This window comes from Chryseobacterium rhizosphaerae, assembly GCF_003385455.1.
GTDB classification, from domain to species: domain Bacteria; phylum Bacteroidota; class Bacteroidia; order Flavobacteriales; family Weeksellaceae; genus Chryseobacterium; species Chryseobacterium rhizosphaerae.
In genome coordinates this window covers 70,907-94,867 of sequence record NZ_QNUF01000020.1, presented here as the reverse complement: position 1 = coordinate 94,867, position 23,961 = coordinate 70,907, and the positions used below count along the sequence as shown (strand labels likewise).

The 23,961-nt window shown below is 36.1% G+C and carries 22 protein-coding genes and 3 tRNA genes; 8 read left to right on the top strand and 17 right to left on the bottom strand.

The window, feature by feature from the left end; all coding sequences use genetic code 11:
* Positions 1–31: 31 nt before the first annotated feature.
* The 10 genes from DRF57_RS16265 to DRF57_RS16220 all read right to left on the bottom strand — a co-directional run bounded on the left by DRF57_RS16265 (position 32) and on the right by DRF57_RS16220 (position 7,596).
* A complete protein-coding gene (locus DRF57_RS16265) occupies positions 32–1,420 on the bottom strand; it encodes a T9SS type A sorting domain-containing protein (protein ID WP_115919636.1) in 1,389 nt (462 codons plus the stop codon).
* A 76-nt stretch (positions 1,421–1,496) separates the two neighbouring features.
* Positions 1,497–3,044 (bottom strand): T9SS type A sorting domain-containing protein, encoded by a 1,548-nt coding sequence (locus tag DRF57_RS16260; RefSeq protein WP_115919634.1) that lies wholly within the window; start codon positions 3,042–3,044, stop codon positions 1,497–1,499.
* Positions 3,045–3,167: 123 nt separating this feature from the next.
* Complete coding sequence (locus DRF57_RS16255; RefSeq protein ID WP_115919632.1) at positions 3,168–3,956, bottom strand: T9SS type A sorting domain-containing protein; 789 nt, start codon at positions 3,954–3,956, stop codon at positions 3,168–3,170.
* 206 nt (positions 3,957–4,162) lie between these two features.
* Positions 4,163–4,936 (bottom strand): T9SS type A sorting domain-containing protein, encoded by a 774-nt coding sequence (locus tag DRF57_RS16250; protein WP_115919630.1) that lies wholly within the window; start codon positions 4,934–4,936, stop codon positions 4,163–4,165.
* 368 nt (positions 4,937–5,304) lie between these two features.
* Positions 5,305–5,376 (bottom strand) — tRNA-Glu (locus DRF57_RS16245).
* Positions 5,377–5,441: 65 nt separating this feature from the next.
* A tRNA-Glu gene (locus DRF57_RS16240) sits at positions 5,442–5,513 on the bottom strand.
* 10 nt (positions 5,514–5,523) lie between these two features.
* Positions 5,524–5,778, bottom strand: a complete 255-nt coding sequence (gene rpsT, locus DRF57_RS16235; RefSeq protein WP_047491303.1) for a 30S ribosomal protein S20 — start codon at positions 5,776–5,778, stop codon at positions 5,524–5,526.
* A 67-nt stretch (positions 5,779–5,845) separates the two neighbouring features.
* Positions 5,846–6,166, bottom strand: coding sequence for a hypothetical protein (locus DRF57_RS16230; protein ID WP_047491306.1), 321 nt, complete (start codon positions 6,164–6,166; stop codon positions 5,846–5,848).
* Positions 6,167–6,177: 11 nt separating this feature from the next.
* Positions 6,178–6,252 (bottom strand) — tRNA-Glu (locus tag DRF57_RS16225).
* 57 nt (positions 6,253–6,309) lie between these two features.
* The gene (locus DRF57_RS16220) at positions 6,310–7,596 is read right to left on the bottom strand and encodes an N-acetylmuramoyl-L-alanine amidase family protein (protein WP_052188676.1); all 1,287 of its coding nucleotides are present in this window, start codon (positions 7,594–7,596) and stop codon (positions 6,310–6,312) included.
* A gap of 53 nt (positions 7,597–7,649) precedes the next feature.
* Between DRF57_RS16220 and DRF57_RS16215 the strand changes: the two genes are divergently transcribed.
* From DRF57_RS16215 to DRF57_RS16205, 3 genes are all read left to right on the top strand, one after another.
* Positions 7,650–10,235: a putative LPS assembly protein LptD gene (locus tag DRF57_RS16215; protein WP_115919628.1), complete on the top strand. Its 2,586-nt coding sequence runs from the start codon at positions 7,650–7,652 to the stop codon at positions 10,233–10,235.
* A gap of 144 nt (positions 10,236–10,379) precedes the next feature.
* Positions 10,380–10,760 (top strand): RidA family protein, encoded by a 381-nt coding sequence (locus DRF57_RS16210; RefSeq protein ID WP_047491629.1) that lies wholly within the window; start codon positions 10,380–10,382, stop codon positions 10,758–10,760.
* Complete coding sequence (locus DRF57_RS16205) at positions 10,760–11,215, top strand: hypothetical protein (RefSeq protein ID WP_047491313.1); 456 nt, start codon at positions 10,760–10,762, stop codon at positions 11,213–11,215. Before DRF57_RS16210 ends, DRF57_RS16205 begins: the two co-directional genes overlap by 1 nt.
* A 68-nt stretch (positions 11,216–11,283) precedes the next feature.
* Here DRF57_RS16205 and DRF57_RS16200 read toward each other — a convergent pair whose 3' ends face one another.
* Positions 11,284–12,819: a trypsin-like peptidase domain-containing protein gene (locus DRF57_RS16200; RefSeq protein WP_115919626.1), complete on the bottom strand. Its 1,536-nt coding sequence runs from the start codon at positions 12,817–12,819 to the stop codon at positions 11,284–11,286.
* Between the two features lie 394 nt (positions 12,820–13,213).
* Between DRF57_RS16200 and trhO the strand changes: the two genes are divergently transcribed.
* On the top strand, positions 13,214–14,584 hold the full coding sequence (gene trhO / locus DRF57_RS16195; RefSeq protein WP_115919624.1) for an oxygen-dependent tRNA uridine(34) hydroxylase TrhO: 1,371 nt from the start codon (positions 13,214–13,216) through the stop codon (positions 14,582–14,584).
* Between the two features lie 35 nt (positions 14,585–14,619).
* The gene (locus DRF57_RS16190) at positions 14,620–15,165 is read left to right on the top strand and encodes a 5-formyltetrahydrofolate cyclo-ligase (protein ID WP_307724831.1); all 546 of its coding nucleotides are present in this window, start codon (positions 14,620–14,622) and stop codon (positions 15,163–15,165) included.
* On the opposite strand, the gene DRF57_RS16185 is transcribed toward DRF57_RS16190, so the two are convergent.
* Positions 15,114–15,695 carry a hypothetical protein gene (locus DRF57_RS16185; protein ID WP_047491324.1) on the bottom strand — a complete coding sequence of 194 codons (582 nt, stop codon included), beginning with the start codon at positions 15,693–15,695 and terminating at the stop codon, positions 15,114–15,116. The genes DRF57_RS16190 and DRF57_RS16185 overlap by 52 nt on opposite strands.
* The gene (locus tag DRF57_RS16180) at positions 15,679–16,860 is read right to left on the bottom strand and encodes a hypothetical protein (RefSeq protein ID WP_115919620.1); all 1,182 of its coding nucleotides are present in this window, start codon (positions 16,858–16,860) and stop codon (positions 15,679–15,681) included. Before DRF57_RS16180 ends, DRF57_RS16185 begins: the two co-directional genes overlap by 17 nt.
* 183 nt (positions 16,861–17,043) lie before the next feature.
* Here DRF57_RS16180 and DRF57_RS16175 point away from each other — a divergent pair, with 183 nt between their 5' ends.
* On the top strand, positions 17,044–17,382 hold the full coding sequence (locus tag DRF57_RS16175) for a hypothetical protein (RefSeq protein WP_047491330.1): 339 nt from the start codon (positions 17,044–17,046) through the stop codon (positions 17,380–17,382).
* Between the two features lie 144 nt (positions 17,383–17,526).
* Here the strand turns inward: DRF57_RS16175 and DRF57_RS16170 are convergent, their stop codons facing one another.
* The 4 genes from DRF57_RS16170 to rmuC form a co-directional block, all read right to left on the bottom strand.
* Entirely contained in the window at positions 17,527–18,294 is a 768-nt protein-coding gene (locus DRF57_RS16170) for a TrmH family RNA methyltransferase (protein ID WP_115919618.1), read from the bottom strand.
* Positions 18,295–18,314: 20 nt separating this feature from the next.
* Positions 18,315–19,106 carry a CPBP family intramembrane glutamic endopeptidase gene (locus tag DRF57_RS16165; RefSeq protein ID WP_115919616.1) on the bottom strand — a complete coding sequence of 264 codons (792 nt, stop codon included), beginning with the start codon at positions 19,104–19,106 and terminating at the stop codon, positions 18,315–18,317.
* A 90-nt stretch (positions 19,107–19,196) separates the two neighbouring features.
* Entirely contained in the window at positions 19,197–20,036 is an 840-nt protein-coding gene (locus tag DRF57_RS16160) for a LytTR family DNA-binding domain-containing protein (protein WP_157969906.1), read from the bottom strand.
* Positions 20,037–20,093: 57 nt separating this feature from the next.
* Positions 20,094–21,596 (bottom strand): DNA recombination protein RmuC, encoded by a 1,503-nt coding sequence (gene rmuC / locus DRF57_RS16155; RefSeq protein WP_084086561.1) that lies wholly within the window; start codon positions 21,594–21,596, stop codon positions 20,094–20,096.
* A 125-nt stretch (positions 21,597–21,721) separates the two neighbouring features.
* Here rmuC and DRF57_RS16150 point away from each other — a divergent pair, with 125 nt between their 5' ends.
* Positions 21,722–22,396, top strand: coding sequence for a response regulator transcription factor (locus tag DRF57_RS16150; RefSeq protein ID WP_047491635.1), 675 nt, complete (start codon positions 21,722–21,724; stop codon positions 22,394–22,396).
* Between the two features lie 2 nt (positions 22,397–22,398).
* On the top strand, positions 22,399–23,757 hold the full coding sequence (locus tag DRF57_RS16145; protein WP_115919612.1) for a HAMP domain-containing sensor histidine kinase: 1,359 nt from the start codon (positions 22,399–22,401) through the stop codon (positions 23,755–23,757).
* The last annotated feature ends 204 nt before the right edge of the window (positions 23,758–23,961 follow it).

Genomic DNA, 23,961 nt, shown 5'->3' with positions numbered 1-23,961 from the left:
TTAATACTGCCATACTTTTGTTAAGAAATATTTACCGTGTCAGAATAATTTTGCGGGTATATACTTTTTTGTCTTTCGTTTGCAGGGTAAGGATATAAACTCCTCCGGAAAGTGTAGCTGGTAGATTAAAAGTTTTAGATCTTATTTTTGACTGGTATACTTCTCTTCCAAAGGTATTTCTTAAGGTTATACTGGCATCCTGTAGAAGAATATTTCCATCAAGGGTAATCTGTCCGGTAGTTGGATTGGGCGAAATACTGAAGATTTCATGATCTGATCTTACTTTTTGTGCTTCAATAGCAAAAGAGGGAATATCTAGTGGGATATTATAGCTGGTAGTTAATTGGTTCCTTTCCTCAGCACTCAAAATTCGATCGTAAACGAGAAGTTCATCGACACTGCCTTTTGCGACTGTCATGAGTAAGCTATAAGGAGGCAGCATCATCGCTAGACCGCCATCATTAATCATTTTCCCATTTCGATATACCTCTGCAGAAAAGTGATGATGACCTCCATTAGCATATGCTATGACATAATGATTGAGTTGGGATGAATTAATAGAATCCTCCTCAGGAGTGAAAAGTGCTGACCTACCTTGCTCTGATATAGATCTTATGGATATTAATGAATCAGTACGCCCCAGAAATGAAATAGTTAATGAACGTTCAGGAGCTAAAGGGAGGTTATTTTCTATATACAGTGAGTCTAAATGATTTGCTGTAAGGTTTTGTCCGCAGGTCGGACTATTTGAGAATGAAGCTGGAATTGTTGAAATTAAGTCTAACCCTCTTATTTTATCTTTGAGATCTCCATCAAATGGATAATAAAGAAGTGGGCCAAGAGGAGGGGTACCACAGGTTGTAAATGGAATAGGACTATGCTGGGCATAATATATTCTGAGCTCGTCTCCTAAATGAAGTAATCCACTGTGGAGAGTAATTTTAATCCGGTCAAAACGTTTTGATGGATTGAACTCAATTCTTCCTGTCTTGGGATCGGAATCAGCTTTCAGTATGGTGGTGTCTACTATTCTAGCATCATTGTTGGAGGCACTTCCATTAAAAGTTTCTATAGAGATTTTCCCTAATGGTAGCTGCTTAACAGGTGTATTGGCAGTACCAATTCCAATGGTCACTTTTCTGAAATGAGAGGCAAGCTCTGGGAAAATCAAGGTTTGTTCTATGTTGGCAAGAACTCCTATGGGAATGGTTAAACTGGCATAATCACCTTCATAGTGATCTAATGCTTTTTCTGGGTTTTGTACAGAACAGAGCAGGCAGATTCCGGAGATCTGGTTAACCTGGCTGTTTACATAGATTTTGTCCAGCTGTGCAAACGATAATGAGTTCACCAGGAGGGCAAATAATGTGAAGAGAACTGTTTTTCTAAAACAGCGACTTGCCGATACATTTGTTTTCATAGAGTTAGGTTTTTGATGTTATCATAGAAAGTATGACAGGATCTTTTAATACTGCCATACTTTTGTTAAGAAATATTTACCGTGTCAGAATAATTTTGCGGGTATATACTTTTTTGTCTTTCGTTTGCAGGGTAAGGATATAAACTCCTCCGGAAAGTGTAGCTGGTAAATCAAAAGTTTTGGAATCTAATTTTTCATGGTAAACTTCTTTCCCAAAAGTGTTATTAACAAAAATTTCTGCTCCTGTTATAGGAATATTTCCATCCAGCGTAATTCGCCCTGTCGTTGGATTGGGAGATAGAGTAAGTATATTTTCAGCAGGAGTGGTCTTCATTGCAGATACTGATGGGGCAGGATTTCCTGAAGGGCAGTTTTGTGGCAGATTATAAGCGCATGGTAAGGTTCTAAGTATAGCAGTGGACAATATTTCATCATAAACCAGAAGCTCGTCAATAATGGCATGGTTGGGAAGAACGACTGCTACCTTAATATTGTCCAGTCCAGAAGTATTGGTGTCTGGTTGAAGAATAATTGGAAAAGAAGACCAAATGACTCCATCTACATAAATAGAAATTGCTACCTCTGTTGGTTTTGAGCAGCCTTCTTGGGTTCCGCCTTGTTGTTCACAAAGTATTCTCTCCATAGAGGTACGGAATTTTGGAAGGGTAGTTATTGAATAGTGATGAAGTTCCGGGGAGGTGGGGTTATATGCAGAGATGCTTTTGGATATCGCATGATCGGGGGATAGTGCTGTGATTTTGAGAGAGTCTGGTGTCATAACGATTCCTGTATCAAAAATAGTTAACTGTAATTTTCCATTTGTATTGGCCCAGAAAGAGATCGTTTTTTCACGTTTCATCGAAACATTGAATCCGCCGGATTCTAATAAAATCATATCTTTTAAAGCCTTACCACATATCAGACTATCCAGAAATGTGGGAGGACCGATGTTAAGAGGGCTGGGGATTAGATCGTAATTATGGATTGTTTCCTTGATTTGGTCATTAACAGTTCCATCAAAAGAATAATATAGATAAGGTTCGCCGGGAAGAGAGGTGCATGATGTGACAAAGGCAGATTGTTTGGCTTCGTAGATCCGTAATTCACGATTGAGGCTGAGAACGCCTGCATTGAGGCTTATTTTTACCCGGTCATAGGGCTTGGTTGGTCTGAATTGGATCACTCCATAGTTATCAGACCATGTGTTAATGGTAAGGATCTGGCTGTCTATGATCCTGCTGTCCCCATTGGAAACATTTCCGTTCATGGTTTCTATAGTGGCTGCGCTTAGCAATGCCGCTGTCAGTTCACCATTGCCTGTCCCGACATAGATTGCTAATTTTTGTAAGCTGATTGCCGGGAATATAAGCGTTTGTTCTACTTTTCCCAATAACCCGATTCCCATCTTTAAAGAAGAATAATTGATCGGGTCGTTGCCAACGGCATTTTGTGGATTTTGAATACTGCAGCCTAAACAAGGGGCGGAGACTGCGTTGGTTTGGCTGGTTGCAAAGGTATGGATGTTATTACCCTGCGCGAGGAACAGATTGCTCATCAGGAACACTAAAGAGAATAGCAGGGCTGCTTTTATAAAGCAGCGACTTGCCGATACATTTGTTTTCATACTTTGAGGTTTAGGGTTGTGGTTATTTACAATTTATGTCATCATGGCTAATTTGGGTTTTAACTATTTTCTAAAGTAAAACGGCAAGCTTAAAAAGCTTGCCGGGTAAGGAACATGGGGTTTTTATTTCATCATAATTTTTTGAGTATAGGTTTTTCCTTCCTTCGTTTTTAAAGTCATAATATACAGACCTTGTGGCTGTTTTGATTCAAAGGTATTGGAAGTCAGTTTAGAATGGTAGACTTCTTTTCCTGAAGTATTGGTTAAAGTGATTTCCGAACCTTCTAATGGAAGTTTTTTATCAAGTGTCACCTGACCTCCTTCCGTATGGGCCATTAAATTGATAAAAGGATCTTTGTATTGATAAGAATAATACAAGCGAAGGGCACCGTTTACACTTAGTAATCCACCGTTAAGATTTACTTTAATTCTATCAAAAGGTTTGTTCATTGTAAGTTCAATTTCTCCTTTACTTGGATCTGTACCTCCTAGCTTAATAGCATCATTGTTAAGATTTTGATAATCGTTATTGGATACATCTCCATTGAATGTTTCGATGGAAATACCACTGATTAATTGAGCGGATAACATCACCTGATCCGTACCAAAACCTAATACCAGTTTATTGGTTCCCAAGGTGATATTTGTTGCCGGGAAAATCAATGTTTGCTCCGTTCTTGCGAGTAATCCTACAGAAACCTGAAGGGTAGAATAATCGCTTTCATTGCTTCCCACTGCATTTTGTGGGTTCAATACACCACATCCAAGGCAAATACCAACTACCTGATTGGTTTGGCTATTTGCGTAGACTTTGGTAATTTGTGCGAAAGCCATTGTGCTTGTTAAAAACAGGAATGAAGCCAAAAATGCCGCTTTAATTGTGCGTTGTCTCAATAATAAATTAGTTTTCATATATAAAAAAATTTTGATTTTTAGTTTTATGTAAATTTATAAATAAAATTATTATGTTAGCAAATTTATTTAATATTGTGGTGATTATGTAATAATTTGTTTATATAAATGTAAATATTTGTTTTTTATTTAATGGAAATAAACCTTTGCAGAATGAAAAATCCGGCTGGATTTTGCCCGGCCGGATTGAAATATTAAAAGTATATCTATTTAATCATTATTTTCTTGGAATACGTTTTTCCGTCTTTTGTCTGTAGAGTCATGATGTATACTCCTCCGGGTTGTCCGGATTCAAAAGTTTTTGACTTCAGTTTGGAACGGTATACTTCTTTCCCTGAGGTATTGGTTAGGGCAACCTCTGAACCTTCCAGTGAGATATTTCCATCAAGGGTGACGCTTCCGTCCTTACTATTGGCCATCAGGCTGATCAATGGGTCCTGGTAAGCGTAATATATTCTGAATCCACCACCCAGACTAAGTACACCGCCGGTTAATCCTATTCGGATACCGTCATAAGCTTTTGTCGGTTTGAATTCTACAGTCCCCCTGTTAGGAGTTGCTCCCAGTTTAAGAAGACTTATGTCTATCGTTCTGCGGTCTTCATTTGAAGTTCCTCCATTCATGGTTTCCAGGGTTACTCCACTTAGTAATTGTACCGATAAAGGAATATTATCTGTTCCTATACCTACAACGAGTCTTGTGTCTGCCCTAAGATCAGGGAAAATTAAAGTTTGCTGGATTCCTCCTAATAGTGCAGTACCCAGTGTCATTGTAGAATAATCATCTTCATTGTCTCCAATTGCATTTTGAGCATTTTCTACACGACAGCCTAAGCAGGCTACTCCAAAAACACCGGAGCTCTGTGCGTGAGCATAAATTCTGTTTTGTCCAAAGGATAAAGTATTTGCTGAAATCAGGAATAAAGCTACTAAAGCCGTTTTAAATGAGAATCGGCTTTCAGATAGTAAAGTAAATTTCATGTGATTGGTTTTTAAATTAAAAGTTTACGCGAATTTAACGATTAAAAAGAACAGTAAGAGATAATATTTCCATTTGTGGTGATATTTTTAATAAGATTTAATATTGAAGGAGTATAATCTCCTGGAAACAGGGTGAAGAGGATGTCTTCTTGAAGAACGAAGGTAGAAGTTTGTGATGATACTGGATGCGTAAGAACAGACCTTTCTGTTAAAAAGGGAATCCATTGGTTGGATTGATGGAGGTGATCATTTAATAGGAGAGTAGACCAGTTTTAAAGAGTTGTCCAGCTTTTAGAGAAAGTTAACCTTGAATGGATAGGATAGGTACCAAAGCAAAAAGAGAAGACTTAATAAAAGTCTTCTCTTTGTAGCCCGTAGGGGAATCGAACCCCTCTTACCAGAATGAAAATCTGAGGTCCTAACCGATAGACGAACGGGCCCTCTATCTTCCATTACCGAAGCAATGTGTTAGTTTTTGTTTTTATAAGTGTCAACTCTTAGTTTGTAGCCCGTAGGGGAATCGAACCCCTCTTACCAGAATGAAAATCTGAGGTCCTAACCGATAGACGAACGGGCCTACTATATTATTACGCTAATTTATTAACGTGCTTTGTCAATTTGCTTTTCAAGTTAGCCGCTTTGTTTTTGTGGATAATATTTTTCTTAGCTAATTTATCCAATAAAGCGATAACCTTTGGCAGTTGTTCCGTTGCAGCAGCTTTATTCTCTTCATTTCTCAAGCTTTTAAGCGCTGTTCTAGCAGTCTTGTGGTAATATCTGTTACGAAGTTTTCTAGTTTCGTTTTGTCTAATTCTCTTTAGTGCTGATTTATGATTTGCCATATCGTTCAAATGTGAGTGCAAAACTATAAACTTTTTTTTAAACTACCAAATTTATTTTATAAAATTTTTAATTTTCTTCCGAAAGGTACTTTTTAAGTTTATTTATTGCTTGTTCTATTTTTAAATTTTCTTGTTCCTTTTCTATTTTTTTGATTGTGTTTCCCAACATAATCATCGCATTGTTCCATTCCCCAGTAGTATTGGTGAAAGTAAGTTCATCTATTGTCACTTCAAAAGCAACCCTTTCTCCTGTCCTGTAAAGCCTGAAACTTATTTTATCATCCCTGCCTGTAATCCCGTCTTCATTGATTTGTAAATCATAACTTTTTGGGTTAGAGTGGATTTTATTAAAAAGCAATTTCGCTTCTTGTATTTTTAAATCCGGCATGATATCAAATTTGGTAGCCTATAGGGGAATCGAACCCCTGTTGCAAGAATGAAAATCTTGAGTCCTAACCACTAGACGAATAGGCCAAATTTTGAGGTTGCAAAAGTAATGATTAACTTTTTAACTTCAAAATTATTTTTTAATTATTTATATACTTTTTGTATCACGGTATTCTTAATTCCTTTGTTCTCAAGTTCTTTCTGAAGCTTCACTGCTTCCTCCAAAGTAGCCACTTTTCCATAGGTATAATAGAAAACACCGCTATCTTTCTCTCTTTCCACATCTTTTAGGTTCTGAAGAATATAAGAATTTCCGTTCAGTTTATCGCCGGCATACAGCTCTATGGTATAGTAACCCATGCTTATTTTTTGGTTAGGCATGAACCCTACGGCAAAGGCATTTCTAAATCCTGCATCCTTGGCAGATTTCAGGTTAATATCTTTTACAGAAGCCATATTAGTGACGGCATAATAGTATTTGTACTGGCCATTTTCTTTAATGGTAAGGATATAGCTTAATCCTTTTAGGGCAGGGTCTCCCTCATTGTATTTGGTAGGAGAACTCATCAGTAATATCCTGAAATCATTTTTCAACGGTGTTTCCGCCGGTTTTTCAGGCTCCTGTTTTTTAATGGTAAATGAACCTCCTGTTTTTCTGTCGATCGCTTTTTTATAGTCAATAATAGCATTGTAAATACTTTCTGCTATCTCAGCCTGTCCCTTTTCGGAGGCTATATAGTGGCTTTCTTCCGGATGATTGATAAATCCGGTTTCTATCAATACAGAAGGCATGGCATTCATACGCAGTACGTGTAGGTTTTTCTGGAAAACCCCTCTGGAAGATCTTTTGTCTTTATTCACAAAGTTGTCTTCTACCAATCCACCTAAAAGAAGACTGGATTCCAGATATTTACTTTGCTGAAGTTTCAGCGCGATTAAAGACTCCGGAGAATCGGCGTTATAAGAACCGAAGATCTGCTTATCTTTTTCATCCAGAAAAATCACATCGTTTTCTCTTTTGGCAACTTCAAGGTTTTCGTTATTTTGGTTGGGTCCCTGTACATAAGTTTCTGTACCGTAGGCTGTAGGTCTCTGTGAAGAGTTACAGTGAATCGATACAAATAAATCCGCCTTGCTTCTGTTAGCTAAGTTGGTTCTGTCGGATAAAGATGGGTATTCATCAATCTTACGGGTGTAGATTACTTTAAAATCTCTGTTTTTTTCAAGCATTGCGCCCAATCTTAAGGTAATGGCAAGGGTAACATCTTTTTCTGCGACTCTTCCAATGTCAGAATAGGACCTGTTTGCCCCATGATCACTTCCTCCGTGTCCTGCGTCCAGAACGATTGTAAACTTCTTTTGAGCTAAAATAAGGTTACTGATTAGAATAAGGAGAAATGATAAAATTATTTTAAAATTTTGTTTGTGCATCTTACAGTTATAAAAATTATATTAATTTTGGGCCTTAATTATATAGAATAAAATTGGCCAAAACCGTCTTCAAAAATATATTACAAATTTTAATTATCCTAATTTTTAACAATTTTTTAGCACAAAAAACGCCTGAAAAATTGCCTAAAAATGTGGTTAATGATACTATTTCCAAAAAGGATACCATAGTTGTAAAAAAAGAATCTTTAGATGATATTCTTCGTACAAAAGCAGAAGATCAGAGAAGAGACATCCCTAAAAAGATGACTTTTCTTAATAAAAATGCCCAGGTGATCTATCAGGATATGCAGATTGATGCAGATTATATTTCAATAGATGATAATAAAAATCTGATTTATGCCCGCGGAAAACAAGATTCTTTAGGAAAGATTGTTGAACCTGTAATTACTATGCAGGGTGGAAAAAAGTATGAAACCAACGAATTCAGCTATAATACCAAAACCAAACAGGCAATCGCCTACAATGCCAGAACTGAAGAAAGTGAAGGGGTAATTATAGCTCAAAAAACAAAAAAATACAATGACTCGGTATTTGCCATGAAAAGAGCAGATTATACCACCGATGATTATTTTATCAAGAAAAAAGATACTGCCGCAGATTACTTTATGCGGGCCTCCAATATTAAGCTGATTAAAACAAAGAACAAATCTCAGATTGTAACCGGACCGATTCAGATGTATATTGAGCGGGTACCTACCCCTCTTATTATGCCTTTTGCTATCCTTCCGTTTTCGGATAAAAGAGCAGCCGGTATTCTGATTCCGAGTTTTGGAGAAAGAGAAGATGTAGGATTCTTCCTTAACGGGATTGGATACTATCAGCCTATTGGAGAACATTTTGATCTTAAAGTGCTTGCCGATGTGTATACAAAAGGAAGCTGGAACCTGCGTCCACAGATGAATTATCAGAAGAAATACAAGTATTCGGGTAGCTTTAATGCAGATATTGGGACAATGGTAAGAGGAATTAAGGGCTTGGATGATTATAACAAGAATAGTACTTATAGAATCAACTGGACCCATTCACAGGATGCAAAATCTAATCCTTTTCTTACGTTCAGTGCATCAGTGGATATTGTAAGTACAAAGTTTTACAATAACCCGCTGAATAACAACTATATTTTCAACCAAAATGTACTGAATACCCAGCAGAACTCTACGGTAACTCTTACCAAGAGGTTTCTGAAGCTTCCGGTAACCATCACCGGAACGGCATCTTATTCTCAAAACTTTGCAACTGGGTTGGCTGATCTTCGTCTTCCACAAATGAACGTTGCCATAAACCAGTTTTATTTATTTAAATCAAAAACAGGAGTACGACAGGGGCTTCTTGAAAATATTACGGTAAACACAGGGTTTAACCTTACGAATTTTGTGAACACACAGGAAAACGAACTGTTTACAAAGGCTATGTGGGATAAAATGCAGACCGGACTTAAAAACAATATTGCGCTGGCAACAAATACGACGTTAGCTAAATATTTTACATTCAGTTTAAGTGCCAACATAGATAACGCCCTGACGACAAAATCATTGAACAGATACTATGATCCGATAAAGAATGTTACTGTAGATGAAATCAATAAGAACTTTGCAGGATATTCTACATTCTCTACAACTGCCAGTCTTCAGACTACGCTGTATGGAATGCTTAAGTTTAAAAAAGGATCTTCGGTGGAAGCTATCAGGCATATGATGACCCCAAGTATCGGGTTTACCTATTCTCCGGATTTCTCAAGCCCAAACTTTGGATATTACAAAAACTACTATAATGCAACCGGTGCCATTACTCCTTATTCTATTTTTGAAAAAGGAATTGTAGGAAGTCCTTCCAGCGGAATGGTAGGTGCTTTAGGGTTTAATGTAGGGAACAATATTGAGATGAAAGTAAAGTCTAAGAAAGATTCCACAGGAGTAAAGAAACTTAAGATTTTTGAATCTTTAAACCTTTCAGGAAATTATAACTTTGCTGCCAAAGATCACCCATGGTCTATCTTCTCTATCAATGGACAATCTTCTTTCTTCAACAGTAAACTTACCGTTAATACAAGTCTTACCCTTGATCCGTATAGGATTGCATTTATTCCGGGGCAGGACACGGGAATCAGAACAGAAGAATTCGGACATTTTAGTGTACAGGGTTTCAATATCCAATTGTCTTATCCTTTAAGCAGTGAAATTTTTGGTGAGAAAACCGATTATGCTAAAAAGTATTCTTCCAGAGGGGAAGTCCGAAATGAAAATTATTATTTTGATGATGATAATTATGCTCATTTTGATCAGGCATGGACTTTGAATGTCAATGCTAACTATGCTTATTCAAAAGGACTCAACAGGTTTGGAAGTAAAATTGCATCCATAGGATTGGACGGTAGTATTAAGCTTACGCCTTACTGGAATATCAACGGAAGTACGCATTATGATATGGTCACTAAAGAGCTGGCATATACAAGAATCGGATTCTCAAGGGATCAGCGAAGTTTTACAATTAACTTCAACTGGGTTCCTTTCGGACAGTATAAAGTATATGACTTCTTTATTGGGATAAAAGCCAATATCTTAAGCGATGCTCTGAAGTATAAAGACAGAAGTTTTACCCAGCCTAATGCACCTTTCTAATATCAGATTGGCATTTGAGAATATAAATTTTATATTTGCAACCAAAATATATTCTAATGGAATTACTATTGGCAGAATTTTCAAACAAGTAAATACAGCAGATGGTGATTGCATGTGACCTTTAAAAAAATTAAATATCCACTTATGAAACAAATCATAAACACAGTTAATGCACCTGCGGCAATCGGGCCTTATTCACAAGCTAATATGGCAAATGGAGTATTGTATATCTCCGGACAGATTCCTGTAGATCCTGCAACTGGTAAACTGGTAGAAGGAATTGAAAAAGAAACTCATCAGGTAATGAAGAACCTTGAAGCGATTCTTACTGAAGCAGGAATGACTTTCAAAAATGTTGTAAAGGCTACAATCTTCCTTAAGAATATGGATGATTTTGCGGTAATGAATGATATTTACGCTTCTTATTTAGATGCAGAAAGCTTTCCGGCACGTGAAACGGTACAGGTTTCTTGTCTGCCTAAAAATGTGGATATTGAAATTTCTATGATTGCACATCAGGATTAATGAATTTTATAAGAAATACAATTGCGGTGCTGGTAGGTCTTGGGATAACCGGACTTATTATTACTCTTGGTATAAGGGCATTTCCGCAATGGGTTACTTTTGAGGCTTTTGCTCCGTTTGAGCATTGGCAAAGATTCCTTTTCAGTATGAAGGATGATAAAGCTTTCTTTGGATTCCTGTTATTTGTTTCCGGATTGGGAACGACGATAGGCGGTGTTGCCACGGCAATCATTGTTAAATATGCCAAAGTAGCTTATGCTATCCTTATAGGCTTTATTATGCTGTTTATAGCGATGCTGGATATTATTATATTTCCTTATCATCCTACCTTCTATAAGATTTCTATTTTCCTTACTTTTTTTCCGTTTTCCTGGATTGGCGGTAAGATTGTAGAGGTCATTTATGAACGGAATAAGAAAAAAAGGATCGCTGAAAAAATGAATAAACCCAAATAAATAAAAAAACGCTGCAGATTTCTGCAGCGTTTTTTTGTTGATATGAAAAGACTATTGTCTGTTTTCCATTATGGCATTTTGAATCCTTTGGTATAGTTTCTTCCGTAGTCATCTACAAACTTCACCTGAACATTCCCCTGGTATTTATCCAATACCTTTTCTACATCTTTCTGTGAATTTACCGGTTTGCCATTGATCTCTATAATGATATAGTTGTCTACAATTCCAATCTTAGCCATTTCACTTCCTTCAGCTACATTTTTAGCAACTACACCGCTATTTAGTCCATATTCAGTTTTAAATCTTTCGTTAAGCGGATCAAACTCAGCTCCTATTTTCTCGGTAACACTAAGATCAGCTTTAGTTCTCGTAGAAGTTCCTCCTTTTTGGTCTCTAAGGGTTACGGTACTGGTATTTTCTTTACCATTTCTTGTATACGTTACCTGAACTTTATCACCAGGGCGTTTGCTTCCGATAGACATGGAAAGATCAGCAAAATCTGTAATGGCATAATTATCTATTTTAGTAATGATGTCACCTTTTTTCAGACCCGCATCTTCTGCGCCACTGTTCTCACCAAATCCTGTAACATAAACTCCGGCTCCTGCTTTCAGGTCCGTTTTGTTTTGCTTATTGTACATTAAAACCTGCTGGTCATTGGAAAGGTCTAGAGACTGAACGCCTAAGAATCCTCTCTGAACAATTCCGAATTTTTTGATATCCTCAACAATTTTTCTGGCAAGGTTTGCCGGTACAGCAAATCCATATCCCTGATAATATCCTGTTGTAGATTGAATGGCAGAGTTAATACCGATCAGTTCTCCATTTGTGTTGACCAATGCACCTCCGGAATTCCCCGGGTTAATGGCAGCATCCGTCTGAATAAAACTTTCAATAGGGTTGGCCGCTTTACCCTGGCTTCCTAAAATACCGATTCCTCTTCCTTTAGCGGAAACAATACCCGCTGTTACGGTAGAGTTTAATCCCAACGGATTTCCTACGGCAAGTACCCATTGTCCCACATCAATATTGTCTGAATTGGCAAAGTTTAAGTAAGGAAGTCCTTTCTCTTCAATCTTTAATAAAGAAATATCTGTATTAGGGTCAGTTCCTATTAAAGTAGCTATGTAGGCTTTTTTATTGCTCAATACAACCTCAAGTTTGTTGGCCCCTGCCACCACGTGATTGTTTGAAATAATATAACCGTCCGGAGAAATGATCACCCCGGATCCCATTCCTGAAGGCATATTGTCTGGAGTCTGTTGTTGTTTTTGCCTTTGCTGGCCTCTTCCTCCACCTCCGAAAGGATCTCCAAAGAAAAAGTCAAACAGATCCTGCTCTGAAGCTCTGCTGGCGGTTCTACTCTGGTAATTTTTAATGGTAACTACAGCCGGAACTGTTGTTTTGGCTGCTTTTACAAAGTCATCACCCACGGCACCTGTGTTCATTCCTGCGAATGTAGTGTTAGGGGCTGATGTAGTGAAATAAGATTGATCTCCGTTGTTGGAGTTGTGTCCAAAATATTGTATTGCTCCAACGGTAGTAGCTCCGGAGACAACTCCTACTACTGCAAATGGTAATAGTTTTTTTAAAGTACTCTTCATTGTATATCTTTCTTGTTTATTAATTAATTTCTTTTTTATGTTTTTGAGTAAACAAATTTAATGTTAAATAAGTAAGCAATTAGTATGCTATGTTTCAATTTTAACTAAAATTTAACGGGTATTATGTCATTTTATATATTATGTCATAATCTTCAATGGTCTATTAACAAAACTTAAAAAATTATTAAAGAAAAAAATGTGACATTTTGTAAGTTTATTCCCCAAAAAATCCTGCTTAATATACGATAATTTATTGGAAAGATCCTGATCAGGTATTGATTTGGAATTCTTTATTACCGAGCTCTTAAAGGGTTGCTTTTTCCCTGGTCAATACACTTTATAGAAAAATCATTATCTTTGCAAAAATATTTTTCTCACTTAAAACGTTTATAGCATGCAACTGTATAACACCTTAAGCGCAGAAGAAAGAGCTCAACTTATTGATGAAGCTGGTAAGGAACGTCTTACACTGTCTTTCTATGCGTATGCCAACATTGAAGATCCCAAAAAATTTCGCGACGAACTATTTATAGCCTGGAATGCCCTTGATGCTCTTGGCCGTATTTACGTTGCCCATGAAGGAATTAATGCTCAGATGAGTGTTCCTGCAGACCAATTTGAGGCTTTTCGGGATACGCTGGAAGTCTATGACTTCATGAAAGGGATTCGTTTGAATGTAGCAGTAGACCAGGACAACCATTCTTTTTTAAAATTAACCATAAAAGTCAGACATAAAATTGTAGCTGACGGTTTGAATGATGCTTCTTTTGATGTGACCAATAAAGGGATTCACCTGAAAGCACAGGAATTTAATGATTTACTTGAAGATCCTGATACTATTGTAGTGGATTTCAGAAATCACTATGAAAGTGAAGTAGGGCATTTTGAGGGAGCGATCACTCCTGATGTAGAAAACTTCAGAGAAAGTTTACCTATTATCAACGAACAATTACAGGATTTTAAAGAAGATAAAAAGCTGTTGATGTACTGTACCGGTGGGATCCGTTGTGAAAAAGCCAGTGCTTACTTCAAACACCAGGGGTTTAAAAATGTTTTCCAGTTAGAAGGTGGAATCATTGAATATACCCGTCAGATTAAAGAAGAAGGTATCAAAAGCAAATTCATTGGGAAAAACTTTGTATTTGACCACCGTTTAGGAGAGCGTATTACAGACGATATTATTTCGCAGTGTCACCAGTGTGGTAAGCCTTGTGATAACCATACCAACTGTTCTAACGATGCCTGTCATTTATTGTTTATTCAGTGTGACGAATGTAAAGCTGCTATGGAGAATTGTTGTTCTACGGAATGTTTGGAAACAATACATTTACCTATGGAGGAACAGGTCAAATTAAGAAAAGGATTACAGGTCGGAAATAAAGTTTTCAGAAAAGGAAAATCGGACGCCCTGAAATTTAAAAATTCTGGTGATCTGCCTAATAAGCCTTTAGCAAAAGCTGAAACAAAGAATATCCGCCAGAAAATTACGGTTAAAAAAGTATTGCTTGGAAAAGCAGAACATTATTATTCAAAGTCAAAAATTGGACAGTTTTTAGTGGAGAACAAAGAACTTTCCATAGGCGATAGAATATTGATTTCCGGGCCTACCACCGGAGAACAGGAGCTTACAATTACTGAAATTTATGCAAATGGAGGTCCTTGTGAAACGGCTAAAAAAGGAGATCAGATTACTTTTGAACTTCCGTTTAGAGTTCGTTTATCTGATAAATTATATAAAATACTACAACCTTCTGAAAATGCATAGCCATTATGCTGAAAGCAGAGCTTAGAAAAAAATATATGCAGAAAAGAAAAGCCTTGTCACGTGATGAGGCTTTCTTGTTATCTGAAAAAATATTCACCCGTTTTTTGATATTCTTTAAACCATATGCGGGCCAGAAGGTGCATATTTTCATTCCAATTGAGAAGTTTAAGGAGATAGATACCCAAATCTTCATTCAGTATTTTTTAGAGCAGAATATACGCGTTTATGTGCCTAAAGTAGTGGGTAATGAGCTGATCAATATCGAAATCTTTAAAGATACTGTATTTGATACCAGTGCATGGGGAATTCAGGAGCCTGTTTCCAATGAAGATTCCGGAGAGAACCGTTTCGATTTTGTCATTACTCCCTTGTTGTATTGTGATAAAAGAGGGAATAGGATAGGCTATGGAAAAGGGTTCTATGATGGCTTTTTTCAAAACCTGCCTAAAGAATCAAAAAAAATCGGAGTCAATTACTTTGACCCCGATGAATATATTGATGACGTCTGGGAAAATGATATTCCCTTAGATTATTTGGTGACCCCTACAGAGGTGCTGTCTTTCTTAAGTGGTTTAGAATAGAAATCAAGGAAGTAAAACTTAAATTCTTTTTTAAGTTTAGGTGTGGAAAGCAGGATATACTGTGCATTCTTTTCAAAATTCCCTAAAGATTTATTCTTGCTGTCGAAATACTCTACATTGAATTTGGCATAATCCAGGGTATCCTTTTTATAAAATTCTTTATAAACATTCAGATTATTCACTTTAATGGATTTTACCTTCATACTGTCCAGTTCCCTGAATAACCTTTTAAATGTTAAAGAGTCCGGTTTGTGGAAATAACTTTGCATCTGGGAATAGATCACCGTATCTATTTCAGTGTTTCTGTTTCCGGACAAATAGAGCGTAGAAAGGTCCATTAATTCCTGAACTTTTTGTTTTGTGATTGAATTGATCGCCTGCATACTGTCCATTTGTACGGCAGGATAGCTCTTGGCATTGGTGCTGTTTCTAAGCTTATCGAGATCGCTTACTTCTGTTTTTTTATTGTTACAGGCAATGATTGCTAAAAAAAGCACTGCAAAAATTAAAAAATTATTTATTTTTTTCATCTGTGGATGCGATTTTAAATTTAATAGATATGATCTTACCGTTGTTGTCCTTTTTCATTTCTATAACATTCAGGTTTTTCAATGAAGTAGTGGGAGTGGTCACCAGGGTAATGTATTTTTGTTTGTCCAGCCTTTCTATACCATAAGTGTCGTTATCATATACCTGATATATAACCGCATTGTTGCTGATCAGGTTTTCTAACTGATTTCTTTTTTGTTTAATAAGTGCTACCTGTTCTTCAGGGTTTCCGCCTTTAATATCTTTAATAGAGAAATAATAAGCTGCCATTTTATAATCATCAGGCTTTAGCTCTATTTTTTCCTCTTCAGGTGCATTTTCCAGATTTCTGTTAACGTCCAGAGGCTCGTAGAATGGCGCGCTGATCCGCATTTTCAGGTTTTTATCCTTTGTGGAATAGAGAAAACAGTCACCGGGTTTTATTTTATACATGATCGGAGACTCATTTTCTTTAATCACCATAATGTCTAATGTATTAATCACATTCACACTGCGGTCCTTGTCAATAAAACAATATTTGTAAGTTTTTGAAAAAAGTACATCTTTAAATCCCAGCAATCCGGTTATTGTGATCAATATCGAAGTGATAAAAGCCCAGGCATTTTTTTTGAAGAAATTTTTCTTAGGAAAATCCGGTGATGGAGTTAGGTCCTTAGAAATTGGTGTTGTTTTATTAACTGACTGATTGTCAGTATTTGTTTTTTGTAAATCACTGTTTTCGGAGGCTTGAGTTTCGGTTTTTTGAACAGGAATTTCAGTTTTTGGTAGCTCCGGAGCTAGTTGAACTGTTTTCTCCAATTCTTTAAGATCTTCGTCCTCCAAATTTTCAATTTCCTGAAGGAGTTCTCCGGCAAAAAGATGCTGCTTTTTGAATTCGTACCAAGAGTCGTAACCTGCATAAATACTCAGTAAATTGAGCATATCAATTCTGGGTAATTTTGTAACCGGTGAAGTTTTAAAGTAAGTGTAAAATGACTTCTCACTGATGTTACCTTTGGCTTTTTTGCGTAGGTCTTCCTGGAAATATATAATGTCTATACCCTTCCACTTTGAAATATCATCATGCGAAGGGGTATATTCTTTTAAGTATTGACTCTGAACATCCTTTTTCAACTGCTCAAAGTGTAATAAATCTAAATCTGCCAATTTTTCAAAAAATAATTAAATTGTTGATTATCAGTTATGTTTTTTTGTAAAATTATTTTACAAAGTTATTACAATTATTTTTCATAAACAAGTTTTCTATCTGCTATACCTTTGTCTTGTTCAAATAACAGAACAGAAGAAAATTTTATAAAACAATATTAACAAAATTAAATTTAATTTATTATGAAAAAGTCATTATTCGTAGCTGCTATCGCTGCAATCTCTCTAGTTGCTTGTAAAAAAACTGAAGCTACTGCTACTGAAGGTACTACTGATTCAGCTGCTGTAACTGCTGATTCTGCTGCTGTTGTAGTTGATTCTGCTGCTAAAGTTGTTGATTCTGCTGCTACTACTGCTGTAACTGCTACTAAAGATGCTGCTGCTGCTACTACTGCTGCTGGTGCTGAAGTTGCTAAAGATGCTGCTAAAGGAGCTGCTGACGCTGCTAAAGGAGCTGCTGATGCTGCTAAAGGTGCTGCTGACGCTGCTAAAGATGCTGCTAAAGACGCTGCTAAGAAATAATTCTAGCATAAGCTTAACAATAAAAGAACCGTTTCACCCAGTGAAACGGTTTTTTTATGCTTTAGTTTTTACTTCCGTTGTAATCTACAATGGTAAACCAGAGGTAAAGTACTTCAGGCTATAGACTTAAGAAAGCAGAATCTTTTATCCTTTTTTCTGTTTTAATGATTCATAGCAGGTAATCGCTACGGCATTGCTCAGGTTTAAAGAGTCAATACTTCCGGCCATAGGAATCAGTGTATTCTGCCCTTTTCCCATCCAGAAATCACTCAGCCCGGAATGCTCAGTACCGAATAGAACAGCAGATCGCTGTTTGAAATCTCTTTTATAAAGATCTTCCGCACTTTCATCCATAAGAGTAGTGTAGATATTGAATTTGTTTTGCTGAAGAAATTTCAACGTTTCGTCATTTTCAGCCTGATAGACTTCCATACCAAAAAGACAGCCTACACTGGATCTGATGACATTGGGATTATAAAAATCCGTTTTTCCGTCTGCTACAATGAGTGCATCAATTCCGAATGCTTCACAACTTCTTAAGATCGCTCCCAGGTTTCCTGGCTTTTCTACCCCTTCAACAATGATAACAGTAGAATTTTCTTTCGGAACAAATGATGATAAAACGGCTTCTTTAGCCTCGTAGATACCGATAATCCCTTCAGAACTTCCTCTGTATGCTATTTTCTCATATACTTTTTCACTTACATAATGGATTTTTCCATCAGGAGTTTTTCCTTTAAAGATATTTTCACAAATAAAAAACTCTAAAGGTTCAAAATGATATTGTACAGCTCTTTCGTTTTCCTGCTGTCCTTCCACAACAAATACTTTGGATTTTTTACGGAATCTATTGTCAGTAAGGAGCTTAGTGACACTTTTTATTTTTTCGTTCTGAAAACTTTCTATCAACATATTGCAAAATTATGCAAAATTTATGATTGAACTTCTGTGCTTTTAGAAAAAAGCATTCTCCACGTAATCTGAAAAGGTATTTTGTTTTTTCTTTTATGATATACAATGAAGGCTATTATAAGAAAGATGGATAGGAGCTTATAGAGGTTTCCATAAAGATTTCCGGCAACATTTTCCGAAACAGAAAAGATTTCCCAATACAGATTCATGAAGAAATGGGGAAATATAGCAGACCATAGATTAAAGCCTTGTTCAATATATATCCAGGCAAAAAATACAGATCCCAGAAATGTAATGGTAAATATTTCAATGAGTTCCATTGAATTCTGACTTTGATATAAATGAACCTGTGCAAATACTAAAGATCCGAATAACAAGGACGATAAAAATCCGAGTCGGGTGAATCTGTATAATGTTCCGATGAGAAAAGCCCTGAAGATGATTTCTTCAAAGAACGCGGAGGAAATAGTATTGATGAATAAGGATTCAATGTTGAGCGCAGTGTTTATTTTAAAATAAAGTCCATAGCCTATCAGCATGGGTGAAGTGCCGAGAAATGCTAATATAAAGCCTTTAGTAATGGATTTATCCAGAGAAAGCAGACTGAGAATACTCTTTGTAGGAAATAAAACCTTTAATGTTATGACTAATGGAATCAAAGTAATCGTGTAAGCCATCATATGGGCAATAGCTTTGCTGTAAAATATTTCTTTTGAGAATTGCTGAATATTTTTGAAATAAAATACATCAAAAAAATAATAGATGATAAACCCCAGGATGAAGATTGAAAAGAAGCAAATTGTTTTACTCATATCAGTTATTTTGAGCAAAAATGTACTATTCAGTAATGCGTGTCAAATTAATGTGATGAGTGTCAAAGAATAGTGACCAATGGCAAGTTTTTACCTTTTAGACTGTTGTAATTGGGGAATAATACTGGAGATAAAACTTCTGGAAACCGGAATTTCAAAATCAATTTCCGGAAGAATTAATTTATAACCCTGCGCATTTCCTTTAAGATCCTTTACTTTTTCCAGATTGATGATGTAGGAGCGATGGCATTTTTTAATGGAATGGGTTTCCACTTGCTTTAAGATATTGGATAAGCTTATCCTGATTAAAAGTTTCTTTATCTTACCATCCTCTAAAAAGTAGACATTGCAATAGTTTTCCATAGATTGAGCATACAGAAAATTTTCTTCAGTAACTTCCAGTTCGATATTGTTACCCAAAATTTTCAGGACTTTTTCTTTGGGAGCCTCACAGTTACTTATGGGCTGCGGAGCCACATCCAATGCCGTATTTTCGGGAATATTCTTTAAATAAATATATCTTGACAGAATATATATAGTAGAAATGGGGATGCCTATTGCTAAAGAGTAGAGAAACATATAGCCATAATTTTCAAAGCTAAGTTTTACATGGCTGATACATAATGTATTGTAAAAGTAAGAGAAAATAGATCCTAATAATAAGATCACAAGGATTTTCATGAGCTCATATCCAATATTCCAATCTTTAAATTGGGAAACAAAAAGGCTTGAAATAAAAAAAGCTGATCCAAAAATAAGCGTGTAAGGGAAAAGGACAATGTATTTGTAAGGATGATGAAAACTTTCTGTACCAAAGGGTTGAAAAATAATCAGGAAAAGATAAACAAGAATTCCAGCTGCCAAAGAGGAAAACAATACTTCTTTTACAGATTTTGATCTTGGATATAAATAAGGTACAAAAGAAAACATATCAGTTATTTTATCAAATTTTAGTATCCGTTCCTGCATAGGCTCACCCTAAGCTTTTTAATTTTCAGGGTCTAAGATATTGCTATTATCAATAAGACTTGGAGGAAGGTCTTTTTTGTTTTTAATGCCCAGAGATTTAAGTTTTTGAGTCTGAATGATAAGGTTGTCATTACCTGTGTGAAGCTGTTTGTAGGCATCGTTATACACATTTTTAGCCTGATCAAGATTCCTTCCCACTTTCTCGAGATTCTCCACAAAACCTACAAACTTATCATAAAGTTTCGCTCCCCGTTCAGCAATTTCCAAAGAATTTTTGTTTTGGTATTCACGTTTCCAAAGATCTGCAATGAGCTTCAGAGAAGTGATCAGATTGCTTGGATTGAGCAACAAGATCCTCCTTTCATAAGCATAGTTCCAAAGATTCTGGTCTGCCTGCATCGCTGCAATATAAGCCGGCTCACTGGGGATAAACATCATCACAAAGTCCAATGATTTCCCATAGTCGTCATAAGCTTTCTGGCTAAGCTGTGTAATATGGTTTTTGATAGATCCCAGATGCTGGCTTAGTTTTATGGCATATACGTCCTGATCGGTTTCATCTACAAGATCCGTGAAAGCGGTGAGTGAAACTTTGGAATCAATAATCACATTTCTTTCATCAGGATATTTTATAACAGCATCAGGGCGCATTTTTTTACCGGAAAATTCGGAAAACAAAGCGTTGTTATCTTCATCGCGAAGTTCATGTTCAAGAAAATATTCTCTCCCTTTTACAAGTCCAGATTTTTCAAGAATACTTTCCAAAATCATTTCACCCCAATTTCCCTGGGTTTTACTTTCCCCTTTGAGAGCTCTGGTCAATTTTTTAGCATCATCAGAAATTTGCTGATTCAGTTCTGCAAGTTCTTTTACTTTTTCTGCTAAAGAGAAACGTTCTTTATTTTCTTTTTCATAGGCTTCATTGACTTTGTTTTTGAGCTCTGCAATTTTTTCCTGGAAAGGATCAAGAATATTTTTTAAGTTATTTTGATTCAGTGTGGTGAATTTTTCTGTCTTTTCCTCTAATATTTTATTTGCCAGGTTTTCAAACTGCAATTTCGACTCTTCCTGAATTTTTGTTATCTCTTCTTTTTGTGTATCCAACGATTTTTGAAGTCCCTCATTCTTTGCTGAAAGCTCAGCATTCTTAGCAAAAATATCCTGTTTTTCTAAAACCAGGGTATCGATATAAGAAGTCTGTTTGATGCTAAGCTGCTTCAATTCCTGATACTGCATATTCAGTGACGAATATTCCGCAGAGACTTTTGCAAATTCATTTTTCAGATCGTTCAGGAGATCCTGGTGGAGAAGGTTTTGTTCTTTTTCTTTTTCCACCTCTTTGCTCAGTTCCTGAATTTTTAACCCACTATTAGAAAGGTCGGAATTACTTTTAATATGTAAATTATTTAATTCATCATAAGAACTCCTTGAAACCATTGACGATTTCAAAGCAAAATATAAAACTACGGCTCCTAATAATCCGCCTACAATAAACCCAATAATTAAATAGATCATCTCCATTTTTCAAAATTATGAAAAAAGGCTGGAAGTTGCTACCGGATGATGAATTCCCGGAAGCGCTGCTCTTTCAATCTTCAGCCTTTTTCCTAAAGAATACTTATATTTATAGGAAATTTCGGGACTATATGAATATTTTGTTGGTAGAAGATGATCAGAGAATCAGTAATTTTCTTATAAAAGGGCTTACCGAAGCAGGGTACAGTATGACCCTTGCTGATTCCGGTGAAAAAGCCCGGGAGCTTCTTACCACGTATAATTTTGATATTATTTTAATGGATATTATGCTTCCAGGATTAGACGGAATGCAGCTTACCCAATTGATAAGGTTTAAAGGAAATTATACCCCGATTATTATTCTGAGTGCCTTAAATAGTCCGGATGATAAAATAAAAATGCTGGACCTCGGAGCAGATGATTACTTATCTAAACCTTTCCATTTTGAAGAGCTTATTTCAAGAATTAAAGCATTGACCAGGCGAAATAAACTGAGTTACCAAAAAGAAAATCAGCTCCTGTCTTGCGGTAATATTGTGATAGATACAGATCTTCATAAAGTAACCCAGGGTGATAAGGAAATTGAATTTTCTCCTACCGAATATAAACTTTTTACTTTCCTGATGGAAAATAAAAATAAAGTACTCAGCAGAACCCAGATTCTTCACAATGTATGGGGTATTGATTTTGACAATACAACTAATGTAGTAGATGTATATATTTCCTATGTACGCAATAAAATTGATGAAACCGGTCAGAAAATTATTCATACGGTAAAGGGAACAGGATATTTAATTAAAGACTGAAGATGACGCTCAGAAACAGGTTTACTCTTATTTCAAGCCTTTCATTCGGCATTGTTTCTATTGTCACATTTGTGGTGATATTCTTTGCTTATTATGACAGTACCAAGATCTTTTATTTTGAAAAGCTGAGAAATACAGCTCTTATTTCTGCAATCTATTATCTTGAAAAAGATGAACTTCCGAAAGACAGACATGCCCAAATCAAGCAAGAGTATAATCATCTTATCCAGAATAACCGGGTGGCTGTTTACAACCAAAATAATGAAGTTACATTCGGACAAAATCTGCATGATCCTAATATTAAACTGCAACATATTCAGACTGCGAGAAATAATAAAGGGGTGCAGTTTATGTCGGATAACAGTTTTTACTATGGGATTTTTTATCCGGATAATCAGGGGGACTTCGTTGTTTTTGTAAAATCACCCAACGATTCATTCCAGTCGCAGATGATCAGGCTCTCGGTTATTATGCTTGCTGTTCTTGTGCTTGGTTTGCTGGCTATTTATTTCCTCAGCCGTTATCTTTCAAAAGTGGTGTACAAGCCGATTTCCAATGTGGTAGAGCGCATTAATAATGTGGATTACAATAATATTTCCACAGCCATTACCTCTACCAATACCAATGATGAAATTGAAGACCTTATTAAATCTTATAATAAATTATTCGGAAGGATTTCTGAAAGCATGTTGCTTCAGCAGAACTTTATCAATTATGTTTCTCATGAATTTAAAACCCCTTTGGCCGCGATCTCCGGAAACCTGGAGGTATTTGCCCAGAAGGACAGAACTCCGGAAGAATACAAAGCCGTGGTCAGAGAATCTTTAGATAATGTATATGAGATTGAAAATATTCTCAACAATCTTTTACTGATGTCCGGAATGACAAAGCTTGAAACTTCCCATAAACAGGTGAGGGTAGACGAGCTGATCTGGAAGATTTATGAGAAGCTTGAACCGAAAGCTAAAGAAAAACACTCTTCTATTAAAATACAGCTTCAGGTGATAAAACCTGCTTTATTGGAAATTCCGGGAAATGAGACCTTGCTTTATCTGGCCTTATATAATATCGTAGAGAATGCGATCAAATATTCTCATGATAAACCTGTAGTTATTGCCTTGTTGGAGAAAGATAACTGCCTGAATATTGAAATCAATGATCAGGGGAAAGGAATTCCGGCAGATGATCTTACAAAGATTACTGAAACATTTTACAGAGGTAAAAATGTAGACCGTATTAAAGGAAGTGGTATTGGATTATCACTATCCAAAAGTATTTTTGATCATCATAATATTGTAATGAAAATAGACTCTAAAGTAGATAGGGGGACGAACGTTCTGCTTGTGTTCCCTGTCATTTAATCTCGCGCAGATTTTATAGATGTACGGATTTTCAGAGGTGTTTGTGAATCCTCTTTCCTCGATGAAATAGCATTATTCACGTTAAAAAAAATAGGCTTAATCTTCCTAATCTTCGGAGCCTTAAAAAAGTATCTCTACCTGTTCTAATCAAACTCTAATGTTGGGCTAATTGAATTTTAATTTGATTCGAAATTGGGTCTAATA

What these genes read in the sequence shown, in the direction of transcription:
- DRF57_RS16210 (WP_047491629.1), top strand. Translation starts at nt 10,380, where the DNA reads ATGAAACAAATCATAAACACAGTTAATGCACCTGCGGCAATCGGGCCT.
- DRF57_RS16205 (WP_047491313.1), top strand. Translation starts at nt 10,760, where the DNA reads ATGAATTTTATAAGAAATACAATTGCGGTGCTGGTAGGTCTTGGGATA.
- DRF57_RS16255 (WP_115919632.1), bottom strand. Translation starts at nt 3,956, where the DNA reads ATGAAAACTAATTTATTATTGAGACAACGCACAATTAAAGCGGCATTT.
- DRF57_RS16250 (WP_115919630.1), bottom strand. Translation starts at nt 4,936, where the DNA reads ATGAAATTTACTTTACTATCTGAAAGCCGATTCTCATTTAAAACGGCT.
- DRF57_RS16260 (WP_115919634.1), bottom strand. Translation starts at nt 3,044, where the DNA reads ATGAAAACAAATGTATCGGCAAGTCGCTGCTTTATAAAAGCAGCCCTG.
- DRF57_RS16150 (WP_047491635.1), top strand. Translation starts at nt 21,722, where the DNA reads ATGAATATTTTGTTGGTAGAAGATGATCAGAGAATCAGTAATTTTCTT.
- DRF57_RS16160 (WP_157969906.1), bottom strand. Translation starts at nt 20,036, where the DNA reads ATGTTTTCTTTTGTACCTTATTTATATCCAAGATCAAAATCTGTAAAA.
- DRF57_RS16230 (WP_047491306.1), bottom strand. Translation starts at nt 6,166, where the DNA reads ATGCCGGATTTAAAAATACAAGAAGCGAAATTGCTTTTTAATAAAATC.
- DRF57_RS16200 (WP_115919626.1), bottom strand. Translation starts at nt 12,819, where the DNA reads ATGAAGAGTACTTTAAAAAAACTATTACCATTTGCAGTAGTAGGAGTT.
- rpsT (WP_047491303.1), bottom strand. Translation starts at nt 5,778, where the DNA reads ATGGCAAATCATAAATCAGCACTAAAGAGAATTAGACAAAACGAAACT.
- DRF57_RS16145 (WP_115919612.1), top strand. Translation starts at nt 22,399, where the DNA reads ATGACGCTCAGAAACAGGTTTACTCTTATTTCAAGCCTTTCATTCGGC.
- trhO (WP_115919624.1), top strand. Translation starts at nt 13,214, where the DNA reads ATGCAACTGTATAACACCTTAAGCGCAGAAGAAAGAGCTCAACTTATT.
- DRF57_RS16185 (WP_047491324.1), bottom strand. Translation starts at nt 15,695, where the DNA reads ATGAAAAAAATAAATAATTTTTTAATTTTTGCAGTGCTTTTTTTAGCA.
- DRF57_RS16165 (WP_115919616.1), bottom strand. Translation starts at nt 19,106, where the DNA reads ATGAGTAAAACAATTTGCTTCTTTTCAATCTTCATCCTGGGGTTTATC.
- rmuC (WP_084086561.1), bottom strand. Translation starts at nt 21,596, where the DNA reads ATGGAGATGATCTATTTAATTATTGGGTTTATTGTAGGCGGATTATTA.
- DRF57_RS16265 (WP_115919636.1), bottom strand. Translation starts at nt 1,420, where the DNA reads ATGAAAACAAATGTATCGGCAAGTCGCTGTTTTAGAAAAACAGTTCTC.
- DRF57_RS16175 (WP_047491330.1), top strand. Translation starts at nt 17,044, where the DNA reads ATGAAAAAGTCATTATTCGTAGCTGCTATCGCTGCAATCTCTCTAGTT.
- DRF57_RS16190 (WP_307724831.1), top strand. Translation starts at nt 14,620, where the DNA reads ATGCAGAAAAGAAAAGCCTTGTCACGTGATGAGGCTTTCTTGTTATCT.
- DRF57_RS16220 (WP_052188676.1), bottom strand. Translation starts at nt 7,596, where the DNA reads ATGCACAAACAAAATTTTAAAATAATTTTATCATTTCTCCTTATTCTA.
- DRF57_RS16170 (WP_115919618.1), bottom strand. Translation starts at nt 18,294, where the DNA reads ATGTTGATAGAAAGTTTTCAGAACGAAAAAATAAAAAGTGTCACTAAG.